Source organism: Streptomyces sp. NPDC107546 (assembly GCF_055639175.1).
In genome coordinates this window covers 442,168-467,894 of sequence record NZ_JBVKBA010000003.1, presented here as the reverse complement: position 1 = coordinate 467,894, position 25,727 = coordinate 442,168, and the positions used below count along the sequence as shown (strand labels likewise).

Genomic DNA, 25,727 nt, shown 5'->3' with positions numbered 1-25,727 from the left:
GCATCGCCCGAGTACATCCGGTACGCGGGCGACGCTCCGCCTTGCGATGCACCGCACCGGACGCCGCGAGCTTTCCGGCAAACCTTTCCGGCCACGGCACTAGACGGGCTGCCCGAGCAGCATGGTGGGCGCCCCCGCGACCCGGGTCAGGAACACGGTCACCGCGTTGGGGCCGTGCGGCTTGGGCAGGACCTTGCGGCGCAGTTCCTCCGGCTCGACGGGCGAGCCGCGCTTCTTCACGGTCAGGATCCCGACCTCCCGCTCCCGCAGCAGCGCCTTCAACTTCTTCACGTTGAAGGGGAGCCGGTCGGTGATCTCGTACGCGGTGGCGTAAGGCGAGGCGCGGCGTCCGTCCGCCGTCACATAGGCGATCGTCTCGTCGATCAGGCCGCCGTCCACGTCCTCGGCCACCTCCGCCACCAGGTGCGCGCGGATCACGGCGCCGTCGGGTTCGTAGAGGTAGCGGCCGAGGGGGCGCACCGGTGGGTCGGGCAGGCCGCGCCCGCGCAGCACGCGCGGTCCGGGCAGGAGCGTGGCCCGTACCTCGCCCGGCCGTGTGCCGAACCACAGCACCGCCTCCTTCACGTCCCCGCCGTCCGAGATCCACTCGGCCTCCGCCTTGTCGGGCACCGCCTCGTGCGGGATGCCCGGCGCCACCTTCAGTGCGGCGTGCGAGGCCCGCAGAACCGTGGCCACCGCCCAGGACAGCGGGGGCGAGTACGCCTCCGGGTCGAAGATGCGACCGCGTCCTGTCCGCCGTGCGGGATCGACGAAGACGGCGTCGTACGAGGACACCTCCACCTCGGTGACGTCGGCCTCGCGCACCTCGATCAGGCCGGCGAGCCCCAGCGCGTCGGCGTTCGCGCGCGCCACGGCCGCCGTCAGCGGGTCGCGGTCCACGGCCAGGACGCGGATGCCGGCCCGGGCGAGCGCGATGGCGTCGCCGCCCACGCCGCAGCACAGGTCGGCGACGGAGGTCACCCCGAGGGCCCGGAAGCGCTCGGCGCGGTGGGTGGCGACCGTGGCCCTGGTGGACTGCTCGACGCCGTTCGGGGTGAAGAACATCCGCTGCGCGTCCTGCGCGCCGAACTTCGCTGCCGCCCGCTCGCGCAGCCGTGCCTGTGCGAGGGCCGCGGAGACCAGCTCGGCGGGGTGCTCGCGGCGCAGCCGGGTGGCGACGGCCAACTCCCGCGCCGGGTCGGTGCCGCGCACCTCGTCCAGGAGGGCACGACCCTCAGGGGTGAGCAGGGAGGCGAAGGAGAGGTCGTTCACCCGGTCATTGTCGGCCAGTCGGTGGACGGCGTGCGCCGGATCGCGGTGTCGGCCCGCCGCGGCCGCCGGTGACTGAAAGGATCCGGCACCATGCGACTCGTAGGACAAGATGACAAAAAGTGCACAAAATGCACTGCTGTGTGTGTGTCGCGCTTGACGGGTCCGGCATCAGATACGCGCCGATCTCGGACGAGGAGGTCTACGTCGACCACTGGGAGTACCGCGAGTGGGACCGAGGCCTGCACCCCGGGGACATCGTGCTGACGCACTTCCGCGGCCGGGCGGACTGGAACGGCACGATGCCCGACGTGATCCGCAGGTTCCTGAAGAAGGTGACCGACGAGGGGTACGCGGTGGCACGCCTGGAGGACTACCTGTGAGGGCACGGCGGCTGCGCGCACTGCTGGCGGGGGCCCTGGCCGCCGCGGTCCTGGCCGGAACGGCGGGCTGCGCCCAGTCGGTCGACCCCATCGAACGGCTGGGCAAGAAGGCGGCGCAGAGGGTGCGCAGGTCGTACGCTCCGCACGAGGGGGCGTACCGCCGCTGGGGGCTCACCGCCCCGCTCGCGCCCGCGCCCCGGCCGGCCCGCCCCCTGCCCCGCCACGCCGACCCGGAGGAGGGGCTGCCGGAGGTCCTCGACCGCGTCCCCACCCACGACAGGGTCGTCTTCCTCACCTACGACGAGGGTGCCGAGCGTGACCCCCGGTTCGTCGAGATGGTCCGTGACCTGCGGCTGCCCGTCAGCGTGTTCCTCACGGACAGCGGCGACGGACCCGGGTACGCGCGCATCGCCCGGCTGCGGGCGGCGGGAGCGACCATCCAGAACCACACCCTGGGCCACGTCGGACTGCGTGGCCGTCCCTTCGCGCAGCAGCGTGCCCAGATCTGCGCCGGGCGGGACCGCCTGCGCTTCCGCCTGGTCCGGCGCCCCGTTCTGCTGCGCCCGCCCTACGGCAGGTACGACCGCACGACGCTGCGGGCCGCGGCGGACTGCGGCATCAGGGCCCTGATCCTGTGGCGCCCGACGCACACCTACGGAAGGTCCACGACCCTCCGTCCGGGTGACATCCTGCGCCCCCACGAACCGGGCCGCCCTCTGACCTCCCTGACCACGGAGACCACCCGCGTCCTGCGCCGCCTGCAGTCGAGGGGCTTCACGGTGGCCCGCTTGGAGGACTACCTCTGACGGCCCCCGAAGCCCAATCGATGGCCGGTGCTTCGGAGCCGCGCCGGACGGGATACACCGACGTACTGACATTCGTGCCCGGCCGCCGTCTCCTCGAGAGGTTGGCTTCGCCGTCCGACAGCGACCACATGGGCGCCCTCGGCGGCGAAGGCGCGGGCAGTGGCCCGGCCGATGCCATTGGCGGATCGAGCCCCCAGGGCGGTCACCCCACCATCGGGTGAACACCAACCCCCGGGCAACCGAACTCACCACGGCGCGCCCCGCAGGCATTGGCACTCCGCTTGACCGAGTGCTAACCGCGGTCATAGTCTCGGCTCTGGCACTCACCACCGGAGAGTGCCAACAAAGCGACGGGCAGGTCCGGCACCCGCGACGACGGATCGACCTGGTCGCCACCTCAGACAGTTAACCCCGTGAGATCTCCGAAGGGGGAGGTCGGATCGTGACGACCGCCAGCTCCAAGGTTGCCATCAAGCCGCTCGAGGACCGCATCGTGGTCCAGCCGCTGGACGCCGAACAGACCACGGCCTCTGGCCTGGTCATTCCGGACACCGCCAAGGAGAAGCCCCAGGAGGGCGTCGTCCTGGCCGTGGGCCCGGGCCGCTTCGAGGACGGCAACCGCCTTCCGCTCGACGTCAAGGTCGGCGACGTCGTGCTCTACAGCAAGTACGGCGGCACCGAGGTGAAGTACAACAACGAGGAGTACCTCGTTCTCTCGGCCCGCGACGTGCTCGCGATCATCGAGAAGTAGTTCACCCCGAAGCACTCCTGCTTTTGAGCTGCGCCCCTGGCCCCCGCGACCGATAAGAGAAGCCGGGCGCCCGGGGCGCAGTTTCGTTCATCCAGATTTCCGAGAGGGCTCCCGCTGCCATGGCGAAGATCCTGAAGTTCGACGAGGACGCCCGTCGCGCCCTCGAGCGCGGCGTCAACAAGCTGGCCGACACGGTCAAGGTGACCATCGGCCCCAAGGGCCGCAACGTCGTCATCGACAAGAAGTTCGGCGCCCCCACGATCACCAACGACGGCGTCACCATCGCCCGTGAGGTCGAGATCGAGGACCCGTACGAGAACCTCGGCGCCCAGCTGGTCAAGGAGGTGGCGACCAAGACCAACGACATCGCGGGTGACGGCACCACCACGGCCACCGTGCTCGCCCAGGCGCTGGTGCGCGAGGGTCTGCGGAACGTCGCCGCGGGCGCCTCCCCGGCCGCCCTGAAGAAGGGCATCGACGCCGCCGTCAAGGCCGTCTCCGACGACCTGCTGGCCACCGCCCGCCCGATCGACGAGAAGTCCGACATCGCCGCCGTGGCCGCGCTGTCCGCCCAGGACCAGCAGGTCGGCGAGCTGATCGCCGAGGCGATGGACAAGGTCGGCAAGGACGGTGTCATCACCGTCGAGGAGTCCAACACCTTCGGTCTGGAGCTGGACTTCACCGAGGGCATGGCCTTCGACAAGGGCTACCTGTCGCCGTACTTCGTGACGGACCAGGAGCGCATGGAGGCCGTCCTCGACGACCCGTACATCCTGATCAACCAGGGCAAGATCTCCGCCATCGCGGAGCTGCTGCCGCTGCTGGAGAAGGTCATCCAGGCCGGTTCCTCCAAGCCGCTGCTGATCATCGCCGAGGACCTCGAGGGCGAGGCCCTGTCCACCCTGGTCGTCAACAAGATCCGCGGCACCTTCAACGCGGTCGCCGTCAAGGCCCCCGGCTTCGGTGACCGCCGCAAGGCGATGCTGCAGGACATGGCGGTCCTCACCGGCGCCACCGTCGTCTCCGAGGAGGTCGGCCTCAAGCTCGACCAGGTCGGCCTGGACGTGCTGGGCTCCGCCCGCCGCGTCACCGTCACCAAGGACGACACCACGATCGTCGACGGCGCCGGCAAGTCCGAGGACGTCGCGGGTCGCATCGCCCAGATCAAGGCCGAGATCGAGACCACGGACTCCGACTGGGACCGCGAGAAGCTCCAGGAGCGCCTCGCGAAGCTGGCCGGCGGCGTGTGCGTGATCAAGGTCGGCGCCGCCACCGAGGTGGAGCTGAAGGAGAAGAAGCACCGCCTGGAGGACGCCATCTCCGCGACCCGCGCCGCGGTCGAGGAGGGCATCGTCTCCGGTGGTGGCTCCGCCCTCGTCCACGCCTCCAAGGTGCTGGCCGACGGCCTCGGCAAGCAGGGCGACGAGGCCACCGGTGTCGCCATCGTGCGCCGCGCGGTCGTCGAGCCGCTGCGCTGGATCGCCGAGAACGCGGGCCTGGAGGGCTACGTCATCGCCTCCAAGGTCGCCGAGCTGGAGAAGGGCAACGGCTACAACGCCGCCACCGGCGAGTACGGCGACCTGATCAAGGCCGGCGTCATCGACCCGGTCAAGGTCACCCGCTCCGCCCTGGAGAACGCCGCCTCCATCGCCTCCCTGCTTCTGACGACCGAGACCCTGGTCGTCGAGAAGAAGGAAGAGGAGGAGCCCGCCGCGGCCGGCCACGGCCACGGTCACGCCCACTGACGTACGACGCACGTCGCGCAAGGCCCGGCACCCTTCGGGGCGCCGGGCCTTCCCGTTGTCCCGGCCTCCTACCGCTCGAGCTCGTCCAGCGCCCCCAGCTGCTCCATCAGCCCCAGCTGGTCGTGCTGCCACCAGGTCTCGGCGATCTTCGCGTCCTCACCGAAGCGGAAGAGGGTCATCCCGGTCATGGTGACCTTGCGGCCGGTGGACGGGATCCCCAGGAACTCACCCTTGTGCGTGGCGTCCCAGGTCCACCGCGCGCACACCCGGTCGCCCTGCTCCATCAGGTCCTCGATCCTGAAGGCGAAGTCGAAGGCGTCCCGCCACATCCGGTACTCGCGCCGGATGGCGTCCAGGCCGATGGTGTCCTGCGGGTTCACGGGGTCGTGGCTGTGGCAGCCCTCCGCGATCAGGTCGTTGAGCGGTGGCAGTTCGCCCGCTGTCGCCAGCGTGTCGAACAGGCGTCGCACCGCATCCGTGTACAACTGCTCGTCCCGCACCACCTCCAGATCGACGAAGGTGGGCATCTCGTCGCACAGGGCGACCATCTCGCGGAAGACCTGGTCGGTCTCCGGGAGGTTGGAGTTCCGCATCGCGTCCTCGTAGGAGGGGAACTCCACGATCTCGATGAAGTGCGAGGCGTCGGACCGGTCCCTGCCGATCACGTCGTGGGTCGCCGTCCGCCTGCCCCTGGTCTTCTCGACCCATCTGTCCATGATCCGGTTCATCTCGTCGAACCGGCTGGTCTTGCAGTCGATGAGCTGCACGAATGTCATGACGCCGCCTCCGGCCCCCCTGGGTCCTGACGCAGATATGCCCCATTTTCCCACCCGGGGGGCGGCGTCACCCGTGCTACTGCGGCCCGTACTTGCGCCCGGTCCGCGAGCTGATCCCGCCCAGCAGCGCGCGCGGCGTCACCTTCACCATGCCCATCAGCACCTTGTACCGCGGGTCCGGGATCGACAGCGTCTTGCCGCGGGCCAGGTCGGCGAGCGCGGAGGCGACCAGCTTGTCCGCGTCCAGCCACATCCAGTTCGGGATGTTGTCCGTGCCCATCCCGGCCCGCTCGTGGAACTCGGTGCGCACGAAGCCCGGGCACAGCGCCATCAGCCGTACGCCCGACCCGGCCAGGTCCTTCGCCGCGCCCTGCGTGAACTGCACGACCCACGCCTTCGACGCCCCGTACGTACCGCGCGGGACGAATGCCGCCACCGAGGCCACGTTGACGATCCCGCCGCGACCGCGCTTTCGCATCGCCTCCGCCGCCGCGCTCGTCAGCCGCAGCACCGCCTCGCAGTGCACCTTGAGCATCCGCAGCTCGTCGGCCATCGACACGTCGAGGTAACGGCCCTTGTTGCCGAAGCCCGCGTTGTTCACGAGCAGGTCGACCGGGTTCTTCAGGTCGGACAGGCGCCTGGCCACCGCCTCGATGCCCTCGTCGGTCGCCAGGTCCGCCGTCAGCACCTCGGCCTCGATGCCGTGCCGGTCGTGCAGCTCGGTCGCCTGCTCCCGCAGCCGCTTGGTGTCGCGCGCCACCAGGACGAGGTCATGGCCGTCGGCGGCCAGCCGCCGTGCGAACGCGGCGCCGATGCCCGCGGTCGATCCCGTAATCAGAGCCGTTGTCATGACCCAACGATAGTGACCCGGAGTCGGCGAGTCCGCCTCGTGGACCGGGCATTCTCACCGGTTGAGCCGCCAACGTTCATGCGCCTGGGGCTAGTTCCGCGCCGCGTACTTGCGCGCGTACTCCCGTGCCGCCGTCACGCTCTCCGGGTGCAGCGCGTCACCCGCCGCCAACAGGCGCGGCAGCAGGTGCCGTTCCGTGGTCACCGCCCGGAACTGCAGGGCGACGGTGACGTCGTGATCGGGCCGGTGCACGACGGCGATGGGGTCGCCGGCCCGTATCTCACCGGGCTCGATCACACGCAGATAGGCGCCCGGCACCCCCTTGTGCGTGAACCGCTTCACCCAGCCGCGCTCGCCCAGGTGCTCCTGGAAGGTACGGCACGGAATCCGCCCACAGGTCACCTCCAGCACCAGCTCCGCCCCGATCCGCCAGCGCTCGCCGATCCGCGCGCCGGCCACGTCGAGCCCCTCCGTGGTGAGGTTCTCGCCGAACGAGCCGCTCGGCAGCGACCGGCCCAGCTCACGCTCCCAGCCGTCGAGGTCCTCCCGGGCGAACGCGTACACCGCCTGGTCGTCACCGCCGTGGTGCCGCAGGTCGCACACCGCGTCCCCGGCCAGTCCGCTCGCACCGGTCCCCTTCGGCCCGGGCGCGGTCACCCGCACGGGCCCGTCCACCGGCCGCTTGTCGATGCCGGTCAGACCCTCCGGCTGGTCGGTGTAGTCGACGGCCACGGGCCGGCCCACGTTCAGAGACAGAAGCTTCATGCCCGCACGGTAAGGGACCTGTAGTCAAAGCGTCGACGCATTATTCGCGCCCCTACCCAAGGTTCGCTTATGCTCACAGCGTGATCGAGGCTCGACATCTCCGTGTGCTGCGCGCCGTGGCCGCCACCGGCTCCTTCTCGGCGGCGGGGCGCGAGCTGGGCTGCACCCAGCCCGCCGTCAGCCAGCAGATGAAGGCCCTGGAGGGGTCCGTCGGCACGCCGCTGCTGGTGCGCAGCGGTCGCGAGATGCGCCTGACGGAGGCGGGCGAGGCGCTGGTACGTCACGCGGCGGGCATCCTGGCCGGGCTGACCGCCGCCGAGGAGGAGGTCGCCGCCATCGCGGGCCTGAGGGCCGGCCGCGTCCGCCTCGTCTCCTTCCCGAGCGGCAGCTCCGCACTTGTCCCGACCGCGCTCGCCGCCCTGCGCGCCGCGCACCCGGGCACGCGCGTCTCCCTGGAGGAGGCCGAGCCGCCCCAGTCCGTGGAGAGGCTGCGCGCCGGTGACTGCGACATCGCGCTGGCCTTCCGCTACGAGGGCGCGGAGGCGGGCGTCGAGGAGTGGGACGACCTGGTCGTACGCCACCTGCTCACCGACCGGCTCGTCGGACTCGTCCCCGAGGGGCACCGGCTGGCGCGCGCGGAGTCGGTCTCCATCGGTGAACTCGCGGGGGAACCGTGGATCGCGGGCTGTCCCCGCTGCCGGGGACAGCTGGTGCAGGTCTGCGCGAGTGCCGGATTCACACCGCGCATCGACTTCGCGACGGACGACTATCCGGCGGTGGTCGGCCTGGTCGGCGCCGGCCTCGGCGTGGCCGTCCTGCCTGGGCTCGCGGTCGAGTCCGTACGTCCGAGGGGGGTGCGCCCGGTCGCACTGGAACCGGCGGTACGGCGGGAGATCGTCGCCCTCACGCTGCCGGACCTGGCCCAGGTGCCGACGGTGGCGGCGACTCTGGGGGAGCTGGCGCGGGCGGCTGTGCGATAACGGATCCGTGGCAGAGACTCTCGCTTGGCGGCGGGTTCTCGCGCGCGGCGGCGTTCTCGAAGAGCGGTGATGACGCCCTGAGGCGGGTGCGGAACGGCCCCCGGCGATTCCCCCTGAACGGCCCGACCCCGTGAAACGGCCCCCTTGCGGGCGGTGCCTGCCCCCTGAAACAGCCCCCTCGGGGCGGTACAACGCCCCAAAGCCGGGCACATGCGCGTGCCCGTGACAGAAGAAACGTTCCTTCAGTTGGTCGAGGCGGCGTGCCCGTGGCCTCCGCCGGCCGTCGAGGCCGGTACCAGCCGGTTCCGCGCCCGCCCCATGAGCTCCTCGCGCTCGTCCTCGGTCAGCCCTCCCCAGACCCCGTACGGCTCGCGCACCGCCAGGGCGTGAGCCGCGCACTCGGCGCGGACGGGGCACCTCATGCAGACCTCTTTGGCCGAGTTCTCGCGAGCGCTCCGGGCCGCCCCGCGTTCACCCTCCGGATGGAAGAAGAGCGAACTGTCGACCCCACGGCAGGCCGCATGGAGCTGCCAGTCCCACAGATCCGCGTTCGGACCGGGAAGGCGGGAGAAATCTGCCATTGCGTGTCCCCTTGTTGCCGTTCTGGGCGGATATGTGTTCTCGACCGTGCAACGACGATCTTATGAGATGAAAATATGACTCATTGCGAATCTAGCCCCAGACACCAGCTAACGGGAAGAAAAGCGGCTAAATGGGGCATAGGTTGTGATGAAAGTTGGGGGTTACGCTGCGCGTGTCTGCACCGTGTCCGTGCCCTCACGTACAGTGCCGAAGACGGCTTGCTGCACCGTAACTCTTTCGAGTGACCATCGTTGAGAGTGCGGAGGCGGTTGAAAAAACAAGCGCTCGGGCAGGCGTCCGAGGGCGTCGACCGCACAGGTGACGATTCGTACCAGCCTGGAGGCTCAAGGTGACGCGCATCAGCTGCGGAGGGCGGTCATGACATCCGTCCTCGTCTGCGACGACTCCCCGCTTGCCCGAGAGGCGCTCCGCCGCGCGGTGGCGACCGTGCCCGGTGTTGAGCGCGTGACGACGGCGGCCAACGGCGAGGAAGTCCTCCGCCGCTGGGGGGCCGACCGTTCGGACCTGATTCTGATGGACGTACGCATGCCCGGTCTGGGCGGCGTCGAGACCGTACGGCGACTGCTGTCCGCCGACCCCGGTGCGCGCATCATCATGCTCACCGTCGCGGAGGACCTGGACGGGGTGGCGCTCGCGGTCGCCGCCGGCGCGCGCGGCTATCTCCACAAGGACGCCTCGCGTGCGGAACTGCGTGCGACCGTCACACAGGCTCTCGCCGACCCGACCTGGCGGCTCGCGCCCAGGCGGCTGCGCTCGGCCGAGATGGGTGCCGCGCCCACGCTCACCGCGCGCGAGATCCAGGTGCTGGAGGGCATGAGCCACGGCCGTTCCAACGCGGAGATCGGCCGGGAGCTGTTCCTCTCCGAGGACACCGTGAAGACGCACGCCCGGCGTCTGTTCAAGAAGCTCGGCGCTTCCGACCGCGCACACGCGGTGGCGCTCGGCTTCCGGTGGGGCCTGGTCCGCTAAGTGGATCACCGCGGGGGTGCGCAGATCCCCGCCTGCCGCAGGGCGGGCGGGGCACGGCGACCTCAGGGAAGTTCCTCCCTCAAGCCGCCTGGTGAAGGGGCCCGCCGGATGCCCGCTGCTCGTTTCGTCGCGGATGCCGCATCCTTGAGGGTGTGGAGTTCCTCGGGGACGAGTCGATCGAGCGGGAGGGGAGGGCGCAGGAGATGAGTTCCGGCGCACCTGCTCATAACGCTTCGGTGCACAACTACGGACGCGGTGCCACGGACCGGACGACGCCGAGGCACCATGGACCGATGCGCGACGACGAGACAACGCTGATCGGTGCACTCGTCCATCGCGCCGTCGACGGCGACGAGCAGGCGACCCACGACCTGCTCGCCCGCGTCCACCCCCTGGCGCTGCGCTATTGCCGTACGCGACTGTCCCGGCTGCCCGGCGACGCCCGGCACTTCGTCGAGGACCTGGCTCAGGAAGTCTGCGTCGCGGTTCTGCTCGCCCTGCCGCGCTACAAGGACACCGGGCGCCCCTTCGAGGCGTTCGTCTTCGCGATCGCCGCGCACAAGGTCGCGGACCTGCAGCGTGCCGCGATGCGCCACCCCGGCTCGACGGCGGTCCCCTCGGACGAGATGCCCGAACGACCGGACGACTCCTTGGGCCCCGAGGAGCGCGCCCTGCTCAGCAGCGACGCCGAGTGGGCCAAGAAACTCCTCGCCAACCTCCCGGAGAACCAGCGCGAGCTGCTCCTGCTCCGCATCGCCGTGGGCTTGACGGCGGAAGAAACGGGTCAGATGTTGGGAATGTCACCGGGAGCGGTGAGGGTGGCCCAGCACCGGGCCCTGAGCCGCCTGCGGGCGCTCGCCGAGCAGTAGCGAGTTCCCTTCCGCCGCGACAGCGACCGGCCACGACGGCGCAGTTCCGGTGGTGCCGCACTCGGTTGCCCGGGGGGACGAGGCCTTCGGGCCCATGCATGAACAGGTGGCTCACCGACTCCGTAGGAACATACGAAGCCGAGCAGCACCCTCAACCGTGGAATGAGAGCCCCATGCTTCCCGTTAGCATGGACATCCGCACCGATCAAGGCCATTTGGGGAAGGTGTCATGACTGCCAACGTCGACGGAGTGCCCGAGAAATTCGCGACACTCGGGCTGACCTACGACGACGTGCTGCTGCTGCCGGGAGCCTCCGAAGTGCTCCCGAGCGCGGTCGACACCTCGTCCCGCATCTCCCGCAACGTCCGGGTGAACATCCCGCTGCTCTCGGCGGCGATGGACAAGGTGACCGAGTCCCGCATGGCGATCGCGATGGCCCGCCTGGGCGGCGTCGGCGTGCTGCACCGCAACCTCTCCATCGAGGACCAGGTCAACCAGGTCGACCTGGTCAAGCGCTCCGAGTCCGGCATGGTCACCGACCCCATCACCGTGCACCCCGAGGCGACGCTCGCGGAGGCCGACGCCCTGTGCGCCAAGTTCCGCATCAGCGGCGTCCCGGTCACCGACCCGGCCGGCAAGCTGCTCGGTATCGTCACCAACCGCGACATGGCCTTCGAGACCGACCGTTCCCGGCAGGTGCGCGAGGTCATGACGCCGATGCCGCTGGTCACCGGCAAGGTCGGCATCTCCGGCGCCGACGCCATGGAACTGCTGCGCCGCCACAAGATCGAGAAGCTTCCCCTCGTCGACGACGCCGGTCTCCTCAAGGGCCTCATCACGGTCAAGGACTTCGTCAAGGCCGAGAAGTACCCCAACGCCGCCAAGGACGCCGAGGGCCGCCTACTCGTCGGTGCCGCCGTGGGCGCCAGCCCCGAGGCGCTCGAGCGCGCCCAGGCCCTGGCCGAGGCCGGGGTGGACTTCCTGGTCGTCGACACCTCGCACGGCCACAACAGCAACGCCCTCAGTTGGATGTCGAAGATCAAGTCGAGCGTGGACGTCGACGTGATCGGCGGCAACGTCGCCACCCGTGACGGCGCCCAGGCCCTGATCGACGCCGGCGTCGACGGCATCAAGGTGGGCGTGGGGCCCGGCTCGATCTGTACGACCCGCGTGGTCGCCGGTATCGGTGTCCCGCAGGTCACCGCCATCTACGAGGCCTCCCTCGCCGCCCGCCCGGCGGGCATCCCGCTGATCGGCGACGGCGGTCTGCAGTACTCCGGCGACATCGGCAAGGCGCTCGCCGCCGGTGCCGACACCGTGATGCTCGGCAGCCTTCTGGCGGGCTGCGAGGAGTCGCCGGGCGAGCTGCTCTTCATCAACGGCAAGCAGTTCAAGTCCTACCGCGGCATGGGCTCGCTCGGTGCCATGCAGTCCCGCGGCCAGGGCAAGTCGTACTCCAAGGACCGCTACTTCCAGGCCGAGGTCTCCTCCGACGACAAGCTCGTGCCCGAGGGCGTCGAGGGCCAGGTGCCCTACCGCGGCCCGCTGTCCAACGTGCTGCACCAGCTCGTGGGCGGTCTGCGCCAGACCATGGGCTACGTGGGCGCCGCCACCATCGAGGAGATGGAGTCCAAGGGCCGCTTCGTGCGCATCACCTCGGCGGGCCTGAAGGAGAGCCACCCGCACGACATCCAGATGACGGTCGAGGCGCCGAACTACAGCGCCCAGAAGTGACGCACGCGCAAGCGTGAAGGTCGTCCAGAGGGCGGTCCCGGCCTCCGGGGCCGCCCTCGCCGTACCTGTGGAGGGGCGCCGTCGCAGCCGTCGGCGATACTGGAAGACGCTGAAACGCATCAGGGAAAGGCCACAGACGTGACTGAGATCGAGATCGGGCGCGGCAAGCGCGGCCGCCGGGCGTACGCCTTCGACGACATCGCCGTCGTCCCCAGCCGCCGTACGCGGGACCCGAAGGAGGTCTCGATCGCCTGGCAGATCGACGCCTACCGCTTCGAGCTGCCGTTCCTGGCCGCCCCCATGGACTCCGTCGTCTCCCCGGCCACCGCGATCCGCATCGGCGAGCTCGGCGGCCTCGGTGTGCTGAACCTCGAGGGCCTGTGGACGCGGTACGAGGACCCCCAGCCGCTCCTCGACGAGATCGCCGAGCTGCCGGCCGACACCGCGACCCGGCGCCTGCAGGAGATCTACGCGGCCCCGATCAAGGAGGAGCTGATCGGCGCGCGCATCAAGGAGGTGCGCGACTCGGGCGTGGTCACCGCTGCCGCGCTCTCCCCGCAGCGCACGGCGCAGTTCTCCAAGGCGGTCGTCGACGCCGGCGTGGACATCTTCGTCATCCGCGGTACGACGGTCTCGGCGGAGCACGTCTCGGGCTCGCACGAGCCGCTGAACCTGAAGCAGTTCATCTACGAGCTCGACGTCCCGGTGATCGTCGGCGGCTGCGCCACGTACACCGCGGCCCTGCACCTGATGCGCACCGGCGCCGCGGGCGTCCTGGTCGGCTTCGGCGGCGGCGCCGCACACACCACGCGCAACGTGCTGGGCATCCAGGTCCCCATGGCGACGGCGGTCGCGGACGTGGCGGCGGCCCGCCGCGACTACATGGACGAGTCCGGCGGCCGGTACGTGCACGTGATCGCGGACGGCGGCGTCGGCTGGTCCGGCGACCTGCCCAAGGCCATCGCCTGCGGCGCGGACGCGGTGATGATGGGTTCGCCGCTCGCGCGTGCGACCGACGCTCCGGGCAAGGGCCACCACTGGGGCATGGAGGCCGTGAACGAGGAGCTGCCGCGCGGCAAGAAGGTCGACCTCGGCACGGTCGGCACCATCGAGGAGGTCCTCACGGGCCCGTCGCACACGCCGGACGGCTCGATGAACTTCTTCGGGGCGCTGCGGCGCGCGATGGCGACCACCGGGTACAGCGAGCTGAAGGAGTTCCAGCGGGTCGAGGTGACGGTGGCGGACTCGCAGCACCGGCGGTAGCCGTACGGCGTTCAGGGGCCCGGTCCACCCGCAGGGGTGGGCCGGGCTCTTTCGTGTGCTCTGAGCCTTTCCGCAGGTGGGGGCGCGTGCTGCGGCACGGGGGGCGCGCGGTTGCCTCCGGGGCGAACACGCGGGGGGAGGGCGGCGCGCCCCCCGTCACAAGCGATGCGCCGCCCCCGTAGGCGTAGCCCCCCGCGTGTCCAGCAACAACGGCGCCTTCACCGACAGCCCCTGCAGGTCATACGTCCGGTGCTGCTGCAACAGAACTGTCAGGTCCGCCCCGGCCGCCGCCTCGTACAAGGAATCCGCGCGGGGGATCGGCCGGTCGAGGACGCTCCACGCAGGCACGTACGGGTCGTGGTAACTGACCGACGCGCCCAGCTCCATCAGCCGTAGCGCGATCTCCTGCGCGGGGGAGCCGTGCAGGTCGGCGATGTCCGGCTTGTACGTCACGCCGAGCAGCAGGACGCGGGCGCCGCGGGCCGACTTGCCGTGCTCGTTCAGGAGCGTGGCGGCGCGCTGGACGACGTACTGGGGCATACGGCCGTTGACCTGCTGGGCCAGTTCGACCATCCGCAGGGCGCGCCCGGTCGTGCCCGACAGGTCCTGGGCGACGGAGTGGCCGCCGACGCCGGGGCCGGGGCGGAAGGCCTGGAAGCCGAACGGCTTGGACTCCGCGCAGCGGATGACGTCCCACAGGTCGACGCCGAGGTCGTGGCAGAGCACTGCCATCTCGTTGACCAGGGCGATGTTGACCTGCCGGTAGTTCGTCTCCAGCACCTGCACGGTCTCCGCCTCGCGGGGTCCCCGCGCGCGTACCACCTTGTCGGTGAGGCGCCCGTAGAAGGTGGCGGCCGACTCGGTGCAGGCGGGGGTGAGGCCGCCGATGACCTTGGGGGTGTTGGCGGCGTGGAAGTCCCGGTTGCCGGGGTCGACGCGGCTCGGTGAGTACGCGAGGTGGAAGTCGCGTCCGGCGCGCAGCCCGGAGGTCTTTTCGAGGAGCGGGCGCAGGAAACCCTCCGTGGTGCCCGGCGGCACCGGCGACTCCAGGATCACCGTGGTGTGCGGGCGCAGCCGCGCGGCTAGGGTGCGGGCGGCCGCCTCCACCTGGGTGAGGTCGGGCCCGCCGTCGGCGCCGCGCGGGACGGGGGCGCAGATGACGGCGGTGCGGACGCGGCCGAGCTCGGCGGGGTTGGCGGTCGGGCGGAAGCCCCGCGCGAGCATCCGGCGCAGTTCGGCGGCGGTGAGGGAACCGGCCTCGGGGCCGGTCCGGTAGCCGAGCGTGGAGATGTCGGCGGCGACGGCGGCCTGGGCCAGGGGCAGGCCGAGATGACCGAGTCCGATGACGGCGAGATCTGCGGGCATGGCGTGGGCCGTCCTTCCCAATAGCCGAGGTGGGAGAGGTGCGCAAGCGCTGTGGACAGAACGAGCGAGCGCAATGTCAGACTAGGAGTAAATATGACCGATTTGCGGTATTGACTGGTGGCGTTTCCGTGAGTGTTGTCCACACGCCGTGGGCGCGTGGTGGCCGAAGTCGGGCATCACGGTCAGACTTTGGGCATGGGGGAAAGGAGCAGGGCTTCGCCTGATTGACGGGTGCGGCCGGCGCGACCGAGCGGGAGGCAGCGGTGAGGACAGCGGCACTGGGGCCGGCGCAGCGCGCCGAGTCACTGGCGGGAATGGCCGAGCGCGAGCTGGACGTGCTGGTCGTGGGCGGCGGTGTGGTCGGTGCGGGCGTCGCGCTGGACTCGGTCACCCGTGGTCTGTCCACCGGCCTGGTCGAGGCACGTGACTGGGCGTCGGGCACCTCGAGCAGGTCCAGCAAGCTGATACACGGCGGCCTGCGCTATCTGGAGATGCTGGACTTCGCCCTCGTACGTGAGGCGCTGAAGGAGCGCGGGCTGCTGCTGGAGCGCCTGGCGCCCCATCTCGTGAAACCGGTGCCGTTCCTCTACCCGCTCCAGCACAAGGGCTGGGAGCGGCTGTACGCGGGCTCGGGCGTCGCCCTCTACGACGCCATGTCGATGGCCCGCGGTCACGGCCGGGGTCTGCCGCTGCACCGTCACCTGAGTCGTCGTCACGCCCTGCGCGTGGCACCCTGCTTGAAGAAGGACGCGCTGGTCGGGGCGTTGCAGTACTACGACGCACAGATGGACGACGCCCGCTTCGTCGCGACACTGGTGCGCACGGCCGCGTGGTACGGCGCGAAGGTCGCCAACCGGGCGCGGGTGACCGGCTTCCTGCGTGAGGGCGAGCGGGTCGTCGGCGCCAGGGTGCAGGACGTGGAGGCCGGCGGGGAGTACGAGATCCGCGCCCAGCAGGTCGTCAACGCGACGGGGGTGTGGACCGACGACACCCAGGCGATGGTGGGCGAGCGGGGTCAGTTCCACGTACGGGCGTCCAAGGGCATCCACCTGGTGGTGCCGAAGGACCGGGTCAACTCCACGACGGGCCTGATCCTGCGGACCGAGAAGTCGGTCCTCTTCATCATCCCCTGGGGCCGGCACTGGATCATCGGGACGACCGACACCGACTGGAGCCTCGACAAGGCGCACCCGGCGGCCTCCAGCGCGGACATCGACTACCTGCTGGAGCACGTGAACTCCGTCCTGGCGGTGCCGCTCACCCGCGACGACGTGGAGGGCGTGTACGCGGGCCTGCGGCCCCTGCTCGCCGGGGAGTCGGACGCGACCAGCAAGCTCTCCCGCGAGCACACCGTGGCGCACCCGGTGCCCGGCCTGGTGGTCGTGGCGGGCGGCAAGTACACGACGTACCGGGTGATGGCCAAGGACGCCGTCGACGAGGCGGTGCACGCCCTGGACCGGCGGGTCGCCGACTGCGTCACCGAGGACGTCCCGCTGCTGGGCGCCGAGGGCTACCGGGCGCTGTGGAACGCCCGGGCCCGCACAGCCGCGCGCACGGGGCTGCACGTGGTGCGAGTGGAACACCTGCTGAACCGCTACGGCTCGCTGGCGGAGGAGGTGCTCGACCTGATCGCCGACGACCCGTCACTGGGCGAACCGCTGCACGCGGCCGACGACTACCTGCGCGCGGAGGTCGTCTACGCGGCGTCGCACGAGGGAGCGCGCCACCTGGACGACGTGCTGACCCGGCGGACCCGCATCTCGATCGAGACGTTCGACCGCGGCGCGCGCAGCGCCCGGGAGGCGGCCGAACTGATGGCGCCGGTCCTCGGCTGGGACGGTGACCAGATCGAGCGCGAGGTGGAGCACTACGAGAAGAGGGTCCAGGCGGAGCGGGAGTCCCAGCGTCAGCCCGACGACCTGACGGCGGACGCGGCCAGGCTGGGAGCGCCGGACATAGCGCCCTTGTAGGAAGAGCCAGGGAGGCCGGGAAGAGCCAGGGAGGCTGGGAGGGCGCGGGCAGGACCGAGATGACACCTACGGCCTGAAGGCGCGTCAAAGCACTGTGCGGGGGCCTCCGGCGGGCTGGCCGCGGTGGGGCGCGGCAGGGTGCGACGCCGGTGCGGTCCGGTTGCCCGGTGTACGCCCGGTCCGCCGCACCGCCCCCGTCCGCCGCCCCCGAGCGTCCTCCGACCGGGGGGAGCCGTCGAATCAGGGGCACCCTGGGCGTGGGGCGGTCCGCGCGTGGGTGACAATGGAGGCTCTGTCAGGGCGGGTTGCATGAGGGGACGCATGTCGGAGGCGGAGCGGGCGGGGACAACCCGTCAGGACAAGAGCGAACGTCTCCTCGCCGGGCGGTACCGGCTGGGGGACGTACTCGGCCGCGGCGGCATGGGCACGGTGTGGCGGGCCGAGGACGAGACCCTGGGGCGTACGGTCGCCGTCAAGGAGCTGAGGTTCCCGTCGAACATCGACGAGGACGAGAAGCGCCGGCTCATCACACGCACGCTGCGGGAGGCCAAGGCGATCGCCCGGATCCGCAACAACGGCGCGGTGACCGTCTACGACGTGGTCCACGAGGACGACCGGCCCTGGATCGTCATGGAGCTGATCGAGGGCAAGTCGCTCGCCGAGGTCATCCGCGAGGACGGCCTGCTCGAGCCGAAGCGCGCCGCCGAGGTCGGGCTCGCGATCCTCGACGTGCTGCGCGCCGCGCACCGCGAGGGCATCCTGCACCGCGACGTGAAGCCGTCGAACGTGCTGATCGACGAGGACGGCCGGGTCGTGCTGACCGACTTCGGCATCGCGCAGGTCGAGGGCGACCCGTCCATCACCTCCACCGGCATGCTCGTCGGCGCTCCCTCCTACATCTCGCCGGAGCGCGCCCGTGGGCACAAGCCCGGCCCGGCGGCGGACCTGTGGTCGCTCGGCGGACTGCTGTACGCGGCCGTCGAGGGGGTGCCGCCGTACGACAAGGGGTCGGCCATCGCCACCCTGACCGCGGTGATGACCGAGCCGCTCGAGGAGCCGAAGAACGCGGGCCCGCTGAAGGACGTCATCTACGGGCTGCTCACCAAGGACCCGGGGCAGCGGCTCGACGACGCGGGCGCGCGGGCGATGCTCAACGAGGTCATCCACGCCCCCGAGACGGAGGAAGTGCCGGCGGACGCGACGCGGGTCGTGGCGTTGCCGCCGGTGCCGGAGGAGTCCAAGGAGAAGGAGAAGGGGGCGTCGGGCTCCGGGCCCAAGCGGGGCGAGGAGGCCGCGGATCGGCTGCGCGGGGCCCTGCGGTCGATGCGCAGGGCGGCGTCGGCGGGCGCGGCGGCGGCCGGTGCCGCGACGGCCGCGCGGACCAAGGAGTCCGCCCCCGCCAAGGTGGCCGAGAGCGCGGTGGCCGCGCGTGTGGACACGCCCGCGACCGGGGCCTCCGACGCCGGACGCTCGGGGGCCGCCTCGGCGGGCGAACGGCCACACACGGCTGCCGTCGGATCGAACTCCGGTCCGGCGAAGCCGAGTTCGGGGTGGCCCATCCTGCCGGACCCGGACCGGCCGCCGCGGCCGGTGACGCCGCCCCGCGCGCCGCTCACCGACGTGGTGCCCAAGAGGACGCTGGTGATCGTCGCCGTCGTCGTGGTGCTCGCGGTGCTCGGGACCGTGCTCGCGCTCACCCTGCCGGGCGGGGACGACGGCTCGCGGAACGGCTCGAAGGGCACCACCAAGCCCGCCGCGACCGCCGGTGGGGGCAAGGACAGCGGCGGCAAGGGCAGCGGCGGGACCCGCTCGGACAGCGGCAGCACCGGCACGACCACGACGGACGGATCGGACCGGCAGAACGCGGCGGACAGCACGCCCGCCACGAGCGCCGGTGCGCCCGCCTCCGGGGCGGCGGGCGAGGGAGCCGTGGTGACGACGTACAAGGGCGGTCAGGGCTACTCGATCGGGTTGCCGGCCGGCTGGAAGTATGCGTCGTCGGACTCCGCGGGCGATCGTTTCACCGGGCCGAACGGGCAGAAGCTGCTGGTCGCCTGGACGTCCACGCCCAAGGACGACCCGGTGGCGGACTGGAACAGCCAGGAGCGCTACATGGTGCGCCCCCAGTACCACCGGATCGGTATCGAGAAGGTGGACTACCGCGGCTGGAACACCGCCGACTGGGAGTTCACCTACGTGGACTCGGACGCCACCTACCGGGTGATCGACCGCGGATTCGTCGTCAACTCGCACCTGGGGTACGGGCTGATGTACACGGCCAAGGCGGACGACTGGGACGGGGACCTGCGCGAGAACACCTGGAAGACGCTGACCCAGACGTTCCGGCCGAAGTCGTGATGTAGCGAGCGTCCGTCCGACGTTCCGTCCGATCGTGTCGAGGGCAGATATGACATCCCCGGGTTGCGGGTTGCCTCCGGCACGTATCGTGAAGGACGGATCGCGAACCGTACGCATCCGGAACGGAACGCGGGACGAACGGACTTGACCGACCGGGCGGCCGGGGGAGGCATCGTGGACGACTATGCGGGACGGGTACTCGCCGACCGCTACCGCCTGCCGCTGCCCCCCGCCGACGAGTACGAGTTCGCCGAGACCCGGGCCTTCGACACCTACAGCGGGCAGGAGGTCCTGATACGGCAGGTGCCGTTGCCCGAGGTGGTCGAGGCGGAGGTGCTCGACGCGGACGGGCTGCCCGCGGGGTTCGTGGCGCGCGACGGTCTCGGCGGACGCGGCGGTGGTCAGGGCCGGACGACGGCCACGCGCCGGCCCACCGACCCGGCCGTGCGGCACGCCGTCGAGGCCGCGCAGGCCGCCGCGCAGATACCCGACCACCCCCGCATCGACCAGGTCTTCGACGTGTTCGCCGAGGGCGGCTCGCTGTGGATCGTGAGCGAACTCGTGGCCGCGACCCCGCTCGCCGCGCTGCTCGCCGAACAGCCGCTGACGCCGTACCGCGCGGCCGAGGTCGCCTCCGACGTCCTCATGGCGTTGCGCGTCCTGCACGCCCACGGCTGGGTGCACCGCAACGTCACCGCCCGCACGGTGCTCGTCTGCGAGGACGGCCGCGTGATACTGACCGGCCTTGCGGCCGGGGCGGCCGAGGAGGCGCTGTGCGGGTACGACCCGGTGCCGGCGCGGGAGCCGGAGCCGGGGGCCGGTACGCCGGATCGGGACCCCACGGTCCCCGTGCCCGCTCCCCGGCCCGGTGGATCGGGCGGCGGCCCGTTCGGGCCCGGCGGGTCGGTGCGCGGTGTGGACGCCGAGGCCGCGCGGCGGGCCGCGATCGAGGCGCGGGCGAACGGCGCCGCTCCGGGGGCGGGCCCGGCCGGTGCCGGTGTGCCCGCCGTGGCGCCCCGCACGCTGGAGTCCGCGGAGGACGTGCGCGCGGCACGCGCCGGGGCGATCGCGGCCTACCGCGCCGGGGCCCGGGCCGCGGCACGGGTGCAGGAGGAACAGCGCGGCACCCGCACGGCGTTGCCCGCGCCCCGCCCGGCCGACACCGGCCCCGACGCCCCGCCGCGGCCGCCGTCCGGCCAGGGTGGCGACCCCGACAGTGCGCCCCCGGGCCGGGTCGCCGACCCGTACGGGACGGGTCGTACGGCGTCCTGGCACGGCGCCGTCCCCCGCCACACGGCCCCCGCCCCCGACGCCGCACCCGATCCTCAGGGCAGCGGCAGCGGCCCCTACGACAAGGCCGCGCTCCCCGGTTCCGCCACCCCCTGGCCCCACCGCGGCCCCGCCACCCCCCTCGCCGCCGAGCGGGCGCGGCAGGCCCGGATGACCGTGGTCGGACCGGTCACCGAGCGGTGGGCGCCCGAACAGGCCGGGCCCGTGCACGAGAACTGGCAGCTGGCACCGCCGATCGGGCCCGCGACCGATCTGTGGGCGCTGGGCGCGCTGCTGTTCCGGGCCGTCCAGGGGCACGCGCCCTACCCCGAGGAGAACACCGCCGAGCTGGTGCAGTTCGTCTGCTCCGAGCCGCCCGCCTTCGCCGAGGAGTGCGGCCCGCTGCGTCCGGTGGTGGAGTCGTTGCTGCGCCAGGACCCGACCGAGCGGCCCGACTTCGAGGAGCTGCGGGGCTGGCTGCGCTCCCTCGTGCGGTCCGCTCCCGAACCGGAGGCGGGGGCGCACGTCATAGCGGCGCCGCCCGTCGACCCCACCCGGCTGCCGATCGTGCGACGCCGGGGCGAACTGGTCCGCAGGCGGCGCGCCGGGCTGCCCGCGACCACCCACGCCCGTCACAAACGGGCCAGGGACGGCCGCCCCCAGCCGCGTCGCCTCGGCCGCACCCTCCTTCTGCTGATCCTGCTCGCGCTGGCTGCGGCGATCGCGTACGCGATGGCGTTCATGCCGAAGGCCGGGACGAGCAGCGGCAGCGGCACCGCTGGGGAGCGCACCGGCGCCGCCGGGGAGGCGAGCCCCGCCCCGCAGCGGTCGGACACGGGCGGCGCGCGGCAGCCGCAGCAGGGCGGCTCCACCAGCCCCTCGAAACCGGCCGACTCACCGCGGACGCAGGCCACCGGCCCCCAGGTCGCCCAGGGGTTCACCCTGCGCAAGGACTCCGAAGGCTTCAGCGTCGCCGTGGCCAACGGCTGGGACCGGACGCCGAAGAACGCCCAGGGCCAGGTCGTCTACTCCCAGGGCGACTTCCAGCTGATCGTCGTGCCGGGACGCGACACCACCGGCAGGTACGGCAGTGACCCGCTGACGTACCAGCGGGAGTCGGAGCCCGAACTGCAGCCGTTCCGCGACTCGACGTGGGCCACCTCCAGCGGGATGCGGCGCATCGACGTCGGCGGACGGACCATGGCCGAGGGGCAGTTCACCTGGGCGAACGGCAACGGGCAGGAGCTGTTCGTGCGCAACCTCGCCGTCCTCGTCGGTGGCCACTACCACGTGGTGCAGGTGCGCGGCCCCGACGCCGAACGCGACGAGGTGACCCGGCTGTTCGAACAGGCGGAGGCGACCTACAGGGTGACGAACTGACCGATTCCGGCACCCACCGCGGTCCGATTGCGCTGAGTGTGCGGTGGTTCCATCCCCTACGGGGAAGGGAGAACCGTCACAGTGCGGTCTCCGTTACGGCCCCGCCGGTTCCCTGCACGGGGACCGCTCTTTAATGTGACCTCGTCAAGAACATTGCGGGGAAACGTGAATCAGATGCAGGGCCTGCTCCTCGCGGGCCGCTACCGGCTCGTCGACTCGATCGGCAGCGGCGGCATGGGCCGGGTGTGGCGCGCCCACGACGAGGTGCTGCACCGGGCGGTCGCCATCAAGGAACTGACGGCCGCATTGTACGTCACGGAAAGTGACCGAGCCGTACTCCTCGCCCGTACCCACGCCGAGGCACGGGCCGCCGCGCGCATCAACCACTCGGCCGTCGTCACGGTGCACGACGTCCTGGAGCACGACAACCGGCCGTGGATCGTCATGGAGCTCGTCGAGGGCGGCTCGCTGGCCGACGCGGTCAAGGAACGCGGCCGGGTCGAGCCCACCGAGGCCGCGCGGATCGGGCTGTGGGTGCTGCGCGCGCTGCGTGCGGCGCACTCCGCGGGCGTGCTGCACCGCGACGTGAAGCCCGGCAACGTCTTGCTCGCCTCCGACGGGCGGGTGCTGCTCACCGACTTCGGGATCGCGCAGGTCGAGGGCGACACCACCATCACCCGCACAGGAGAGATAGTCGGGTCGGTCGACTACCTCGCGCCCGAGCGGGTCCGCGGCCACGACCCGGGCCCGGCCTCCGACCTGTGGGCGCTCGGCGCCACGCTGTACACGGCGGTGGAGGGCAGGTCGCCCTTCCGGCGGACCTCGCCGCTGACCACCATGCAGGCCGTCGTCGACGAGGAGCCGGAGCCGCCGCGGTTCGCGGGTGCCCTGGAAGCGGTGATCTCGGGCCTGCTGCGCAAGGATCCGGCCGAGCGGCCCGACGCATCGCGACTGGAGCAGATGCTGGCCGAGGCGGTCGAGGGACGGCGGCCGAGGGCGGCACAGGAGTACGTGGCGACGCAGCACGTCGACCGGAGCGGGTTCGCGGACACGACCGCGAACGTGCCGCACCCCCGGCAGGCGCGCGAGGCGCAAACGGCGCGCGGCACGGCGCCCCAGCCGGCCATGCCGCCCGCACACCGGCCCCGCAAGCGGCACCGGGCCCGTACGGCCGCGCTGGTGCTCGCGCTGGCCGCGGTCGTCGGCGCGGGGGGCGCGGTGGCGTGGCAGAAGTGGGACGGGGGCGACCGGCAGGCCGGTGCCTCCGCTTCCTCCTCCGCCTCGCCGTCCCTGGTGCCCAGCGCCAAGGGGACGCAGGAGGCCGACGCGTCGGGCGACCTCCCCGCCGGCTGGGTGCGCCACAGCGACCCCTACGGATTCAGCCTCGCCGTGCCCTCCAAGGACTGGAAGCGGAAGGTGTTCGACGAGGCCACCCATCAGGTCGACTACACCCCCGACGGCGGCGAGCACTTCATCCGCATCGCCGTCGACAGCTCACCCGACTTCGAAACCGCCTACGACCACCAGATCGATCTGGAGCAGCAGCTCCACCGGCTGATCGACTATAAGCGGGTGGTCCTGCGGAAGAACATCTACCGCGACCGCCCGGGCTCCCTGTGGGAGTACACCTGGACCGCGCTGGCGAAGGACTCGACGACCGCCCCCGGCCCGCGCCACGCCGTCGAGGAGACGTACTTCTCCCGCGACGGCGTCGAGTACGCCATCTACATGTCCGGCCCGGAGGCGGACTGGACGACGACACGGCAGCAGTTCCAGGCGGTGCTGCGAGGGTGGCGTCCGCCTACGGATTGACGGGCACCGCACCCGGGCGGGCCGGCGTACGCGGCTCGTGAGCCCACCGGTGAGTCGGTTGTCGGCCACCGTCGCGGCGTCGTCCCGGAGGGCCCCGTCCGGTGCGGCATGATGGGGCGCATGGGGACCGAGGGGGAGAACGGCTGGGTCGTAGCGGGGCGTTACCGGCTTCAGGAGCGGATCGGACGCGGCGGCATGGGCGTCGTCTGGCGGGCGTCCGACGAGCTTCTCGACCGGCAGGTGGCCGTCAAGGAACTCGTCCTCGACCTCTCCCTGTCCGCCGAGGAGGCCCGGCTGCACCGTGAGCGCACCCTGCGCGAGGCGCGCGCGGTGGCGCGGTTGCGGCACCCGCACATCATCGTCGTCCACGACGTCGTCGAGCACGACGAACGCCCGTACATCGTGATGGAGCTGATCGACGGCGGCTCGCTCGCCCAGCGCATCGCCACCCGCGGGCCGGTCGACGCCCGGGAGGCCGCCCGCATCGGCATCGCCCTGCTCGGCGCGCTGCGCCGGGCGCACGAAGCGGGCGTGCTGCACCGTGATCTGAAACCCGCGAACGTCCTGATGGAGGCGGGCACCGGCCGCGTCGTCCTCACCGACTTCGGCATCGCCCAGGTCACGGGCGCCACGACGCTCACCGAGACCGGCGCCTTCGTCGGGTCCCCCGAGTACACCGCGCCCGAACGGATGTCCGGCGAGCGGACCGGGCCCGAGTCCGACCTGTGGTCCCTCGGGGCCCTGCTGTGCACGGCGCTGAGCGGCGAGTCGCCGTTCCGCCGCGACTCGTTGGGCGGCATCCTGCACGCGGTGGTCGCGGGCGAGATCCGCCCGCCCGAGCAGGCCGGGCCGATCCTGCCCGTCATCCGGGGGCTGCTGGAACGCGATCCCGACCGGCGTCTGGACGCGGCGGAGGCGGAGCGGCTGCTGCGGGAGTTCCTGGAGACCGGGCGTACGCCGGGGGCGTCCGCGCCGTACACGCCGACGCAGCGGGACGTGCCTCGCGGCGCCCCGCCGTCCCCGCAGGAGGTGCCCGCGGCGCCGGCCTCCGGCAGGCAGTCCGTGCGGGGCGTGTTCGTGGCGGCCGCCCTGGTCGCGGCCATGGCGGGCGCGGGTGTCTCGGCGGCGGCGCTGCTGCTGCGCGACGGCGGCGACGGCGGGGGAGCGCCGGCGAGCCCGGGTCCGGCGCGCACGTCGGTGAGCCGCGGTCCGACGCTCCCGTCCACTGCGCGGCCCGCGCCCACGGTGACGGTGACCCGTATGCCGGCCTCGGCGACGTCGGAGGTCACCCGCAGGGCGCCCTCCGGGTACCGGCTGGTGCGGGACCCGAACGGTTTCTCGCTGGCCGTACCGGACGCGTTCACCCGCAGTCCGCAGGGCGAGCGGATCTTCTACGTGTCGCAGGGAGGGACCTTCCGCCTCGGCATCAAGGTGGCGGACCCCGCGACGGGCGGCCCCCTCGCGGTGATGCGGCGCTCGGACGTGGACGGGCCGTCCACCAACCCGGGCTACCACGACGGCCGGGTCACCGAGACCTCGCACCGCGGGAACCCGGCGGCGCTGTGGGAGTTCACCTGGGACGGCTTCACCGCGGCCGAGGGCCCGCGGCACACCTACGACCTGTGCTGGGACGAGGGCGGCCGGATGTACGACGTATGGGTGTCGGCGCCGGTGGGGAAGGTCCGGGAGGCGAAGGAGTACTTCGACGTGGCGGTGGACACGTTCGCTCCGGGGTGACCCCGTACGAAGCCCCCGCGTCATGGGTGTGTGACCGGCGAGACGAAGCTGACCCGGCTGGCGGCAACGCCC

General features: G+C 71.9%; 19 protein-coding genes and 2 pseudogenes. 14 read left to right on the top strand and 7 right to left on the bottom strand.

What is annotated here, in order from left to right; genetic code table 11:
• Positions 1-99: 99 nt before the first annotated feature.
• A complete protein-coding gene (locus ACZ7L1_RS06945; RefSeq protein ID WP_471434856.1) occupies positions 100-1,272 on the bottom strand; it encodes a class I SAM-dependent methyltransferase in 1,173 nt (390 codons plus the stop codon).
• A gap of 164 nt (positions 1,273-1,436) precedes the next feature.
• Between ACZ7L1_RS06945 and ACZ7L1_RS06940 the strand changes: the two are divergent.
• A pseudogene (locus ACZ7L1_RS06940) lies at positions 1,437-1,652 on the top strand (polysaccharide deacetylase family protein); the annotation flags it as partial.
• On the top strand, positions 1,649-2,458 hold the full coding sequence (locus ACZ7L1_RS06935; RefSeq protein WP_471434854.1) for a polysaccharide deacetylase family protein: 810 nt from the start codon (positions 1,649-1,651) through the stop codon (positions 2,456-2,458). The pseudogene ACZ7L1_RS06940 and the gene ACZ7L1_RS06935, both read left to right, overlap by 4 nt.
• Before the next feature lie 71 nt (positions 2,459-2,529).
• Here ACZ7L1_RS06935 and ACZ7L1_RS06930 read toward each other — a convergent pair.
• Positions 2,530-2,697: pseudogene (locus ACZ7L1_RS06930) on the bottom strand (SDR family NAD(P)-dependent oxidoreductase); the annotation flags it as partial.
• Between the two features lie 203 nt (positions 2,698-2,900).
• On the opposite strand from ACZ7L1_RS06930, the gene groES reads away from it, so the two are divergent.
• Together groES and groL are read left to right on the top strand one after the other, a co-directional pair.
• Positions 2,901-3,209 carry a co-chaperone GroES gene (gene groES, locus ACZ7L1_RS06925; RefSeq protein ID WP_009190181.1) on the top strand — a complete coding sequence of 103 codons (309 nt, stop codon included), beginning with the start codon at positions 2,901-2,903 and terminating at the stop codon, positions 3,207-3,209.
• A 119-nt stretch (positions 3,210-3,328) separates the two neighbouring features.
• The gene (groL, locus tag ACZ7L1_RS06920; RefSeq protein ID WP_471434852.1) at positions 3,329-4,954 is read left to right on the top strand and encodes a chaperonin GroEL; all 1,626 of its coding nucleotides are present in this window, start codon (positions 3,329-3,331) and stop codon (positions 4,952-4,954) included.
• A gap of 68 nt (positions 4,955-5,022) precedes the next feature.
• Here the strand turns inward: groL and ACZ7L1_RS06915 are convergent, their stop codons facing one another.
• The 3 genes from ACZ7L1_RS06915 to ACZ7L1_RS06905 form a co-directional block, all read right to left on the bottom strand.
• The gene (locus tag ACZ7L1_RS06915) at positions 5,023-5,730 is read right to left on the bottom strand and encodes an ester cyclase (RefSeq protein ID WP_471434850.1); all 708 of its coding nucleotides are present in this window, start codon (positions 5,728-5,730) and stop codon (positions 5,023-5,025) included.
• A gap of 76 nt (positions 5,731-5,806) precedes the next feature.
• Positions 5,807-6,580 (bottom strand): SDR family NAD(P)-dependent oxidoreductase, encoded by a 774-nt coding sequence (locus ACZ7L1_RS06910; protein ID WP_471434849.1) that lies wholly within the window; start codon positions 6,578-6,580, stop codon positions 5,807-5,809.
• A gap of 90 nt (positions 6,581-6,670) precedes the next feature.
• A complete protein-coding gene (locus ACZ7L1_RS06905; RefSeq protein WP_471434848.1) occupies positions 6,671-7,345 on the bottom strand; it encodes an MOSC domain-containing protein in 675 nt (224 codons plus the stop codon).
• An 80-nt stretch (positions 7,346-7,425) separates the two neighbouring features.
• On the opposite strand from ACZ7L1_RS06905, the gene ACZ7L1_RS06900 reads away from it, so the two are divergent.
• Complete coding sequence (locus tag ACZ7L1_RS06900; RefSeq protein ID WP_471434846.1) at positions 7,426-8,325, top strand: LysR family transcriptional regulator; 900 nt, start codon at positions 7,426-7,428, stop codon at positions 8,323-8,325.
• Positions 8,326-8,567: 242 nt separating this feature from the next.
• Here the strand turns inward: ACZ7L1_RS06900 and ACZ7L1_RS06895 are convergent, their stop codons facing one another.
• On the bottom strand, positions 8,568-8,906 hold the full coding sequence (locus ACZ7L1_RS06895; RefSeq protein WP_471434844.1) for a WhiB family transcriptional regulator: 339 nt from the start codon (positions 8,904-8,906) through the stop codon (positions 8,568-8,570).
• Between the two features lie 379 nt (positions 8,907-9,285).
• On the opposite strand from ACZ7L1_RS06895, the gene ACZ7L1_RS06890 reads away from it, so the two are divergent.
• The 4 genes from ACZ7L1_RS06890 to ACZ7L1_RS06875 all read left to right on the top strand — a co-directional run bounded on the left by ACZ7L1_RS06890 (position 9,286) and on the right by ACZ7L1_RS06875 (position 13,764).
• Positions 9,286-9,897 (top strand): response regulator transcription factor, encoded by a 612-nt coding sequence (locus ACZ7L1_RS06890; protein WP_003948568.1) that lies wholly within the window; start codon positions 9,286-9,288, stop codon positions 9,895-9,897.
• Positions 9,898-10,190: 293 nt separating this feature from the next.
• Positions 10,191-10,766 carry a sigma-70 family RNA polymerase sigma factor gene (locus ACZ7L1_RS06885; RefSeq protein WP_055493219.1) on the top strand — a complete coding sequence of 192 codons (576 nt, stop codon included), beginning with the start codon at positions 10,191-10,193 and terminating at the stop codon, positions 10,764-10,766.
• 229 nt (positions 10,767-10,995) lie between these two features.
• Positions 10,996-12,501, top strand: a complete 1,506-nt coding sequence (gene guaB, locus ACZ7L1_RS06880; protein WP_103837500.1) for an IMP dehydrogenase — start codon at positions 10,996-10,998, stop codon at positions 12,499-12,501.
• A gap of 138 nt (positions 12,502-12,639) precedes the next feature.
• Entirely contained in the window at positions 12,640-13,764 is a 1,125-nt protein-coding gene (locus ACZ7L1_RS06875; protein WP_388992776.1) for a GuaB3 family IMP dehydrogenase-related protein, read from the top strand.
• 156 nt (positions 13,765-13,920) lie between these two features.
• Here the strand turns inward: ACZ7L1_RS06875 and ACZ7L1_RS06870 are convergent, their stop codons facing one another.
• Entirely contained in the window at positions 13,921-15,129 is a 1,209-nt protein-coding gene (locus ACZ7L1_RS06870; protein ID WP_471434841.1) for a nucleotide sugar dehydrogenase, read from the bottom strand.
• Positions 15,130-15,392: 263 nt separating this feature from the next.
• Here ACZ7L1_RS06870 and ACZ7L1_RS06865 point away from each other — a divergent pair, with 263 nt between their 5' ends.
• The 5 genes from ACZ7L1_RS06865 (at position 15,393) to ACZ7L1_RS06845 (ending at position 25,655) form a co-directional block, all read left to right on the top strand.
• Complete coding sequence (locus tag ACZ7L1_RS06865) at positions 15,393-17,099, top strand: glycerol-3-phosphate dehydrogenase/oxidase (protein ID WP_471434840.1); 1,707 nt, start codon at positions 15,393-15,395, stop codon at positions 17,097-17,099.
• Positions 17,100-17,420: 321 nt separating this feature from the next.
• Positions 17,421-19,457, top strand: a complete 2,037-nt coding sequence (locus ACZ7L1_RS06860) for a serine/threonine-protein kinase (RefSeq protein ID WP_471434879.1) — start codon at positions 17,421-17,423, stop codon at positions 19,455-19,457.
• 174 nt (positions 19,458-19,631) lie between these two features.
• Positions 19,632-22,106, top strand: a complete 2,475-nt coding sequence (locus tag ACZ7L1_RS06855) for a protein kinase (protein ID WP_471434838.1) — start codon at positions 19,632-19,634, stop codon at positions 22,104-22,106.
• A gap of 174 nt (positions 22,107-22,280) precedes the next feature.
• On the top strand, positions 22,281-23,918 hold the full coding sequence (locus ACZ7L1_RS06850; protein ID WP_471434878.1) for a serine/threonine-protein kinase: 1,638 nt from the start codon (positions 22,281-22,283) through the stop codon (positions 23,916-23,918).
• 120 nt (positions 23,919-24,038) lie between these two features.
• Positions 24,039-25,655 carry a serine/threonine-protein kinase gene (locus ACZ7L1_RS06845; RefSeq protein ID WP_471434837.1) on the top strand — a complete coding sequence of 539 codons (1,617 nt, stop codon included), beginning with the start codon at positions 24,039-24,041 and terminating at the stop codon, positions 25,653-25,655.
• Positions 25,656-25,727: the final 72 nt, after the last annotated feature.

Coding starts and splice junctions, on each gene's coding strand:
- groL (WP_471434852.1), top strand. CDS start 3,329: ATGGCGAAGATCCTGAAGTTCGACGAGGACGCCCGTCGCGCCCTCGAG.
- ACZ7L1_RS06915 (WP_471434850.1), bottom strand. CDS start 5,730: ATGACATTCGTGCAGCTCATCGACTGCAAGACCAGCCGGTTCGACGAG.
- ACZ7L1_RS06910 (WP_471434849.1), bottom strand. CDS start 6,580: ATGACAACGGCTCTGATTACGGGATCGACCGCGGGCATCGGCGCCGCG.
- ACZ7L1_RS06905 (WP_471434848.1), bottom strand. CDS start 7,345: ATGAAGCTTCTGTCTCTGAACGTGGGCCGGCCCGTGGCCGTCGACTAC.
- ACZ7L1_RS06895 (WP_471434844.1), bottom strand. CDS start 8,906: ATGGCAGATTTCTCCCGCCTTCCCGGTCCGAACGCGGATCTGTGGGAC.
- ACZ7L1_RS06890 (WP_003948568.1), top strand. CDS start 9,286: ATGACATCCGTCCTCGTCTGCGACGACTCCCCGCTTGCCCGAGAGGCG.
- ACZ7L1_RS06885 (WP_055493219.1), top strand. CDS start 10,191: ATGCGCGACGACGAGACAACGCTGATCGGTGCACTCGTCCATCGCGCC.
- guaB (WP_103837500.1), top strand. CDS start 10,996: ATGACTGCCAACGTCGACGGAGTGCCCGAGAAATTCGCGACACTCGGG.
- ACZ7L1_RS06870 (WP_471434841.1), bottom strand. CDS start 15,129: ATGCCCGCAGATCTCGCCGTCATCGGACTCGGTCATCTCGGCCTGCCC.
- ACZ7L1_RS06860 (WP_471434879.1), top strand. CDS start 17,421: ATGTCGGAGGCGGAGCGGGCGGGGACAACCCGTCAGGACAAGAGCGAA.
- ACZ7L1_RS06850 (WP_471434878.1), top strand. CDS start 22,281: ATGCAGGGCCTGCTCCTCGCGGGCCGCTACCGGCTCGTCGACTCGATC.
- ACZ7L1_RS06845 (WP_471434837.1), top strand. CDS start 24,039: ATGGGGACCGAGGGGGAGAACGGCTGGGTCGTAGCGGGGCGTTACCGG.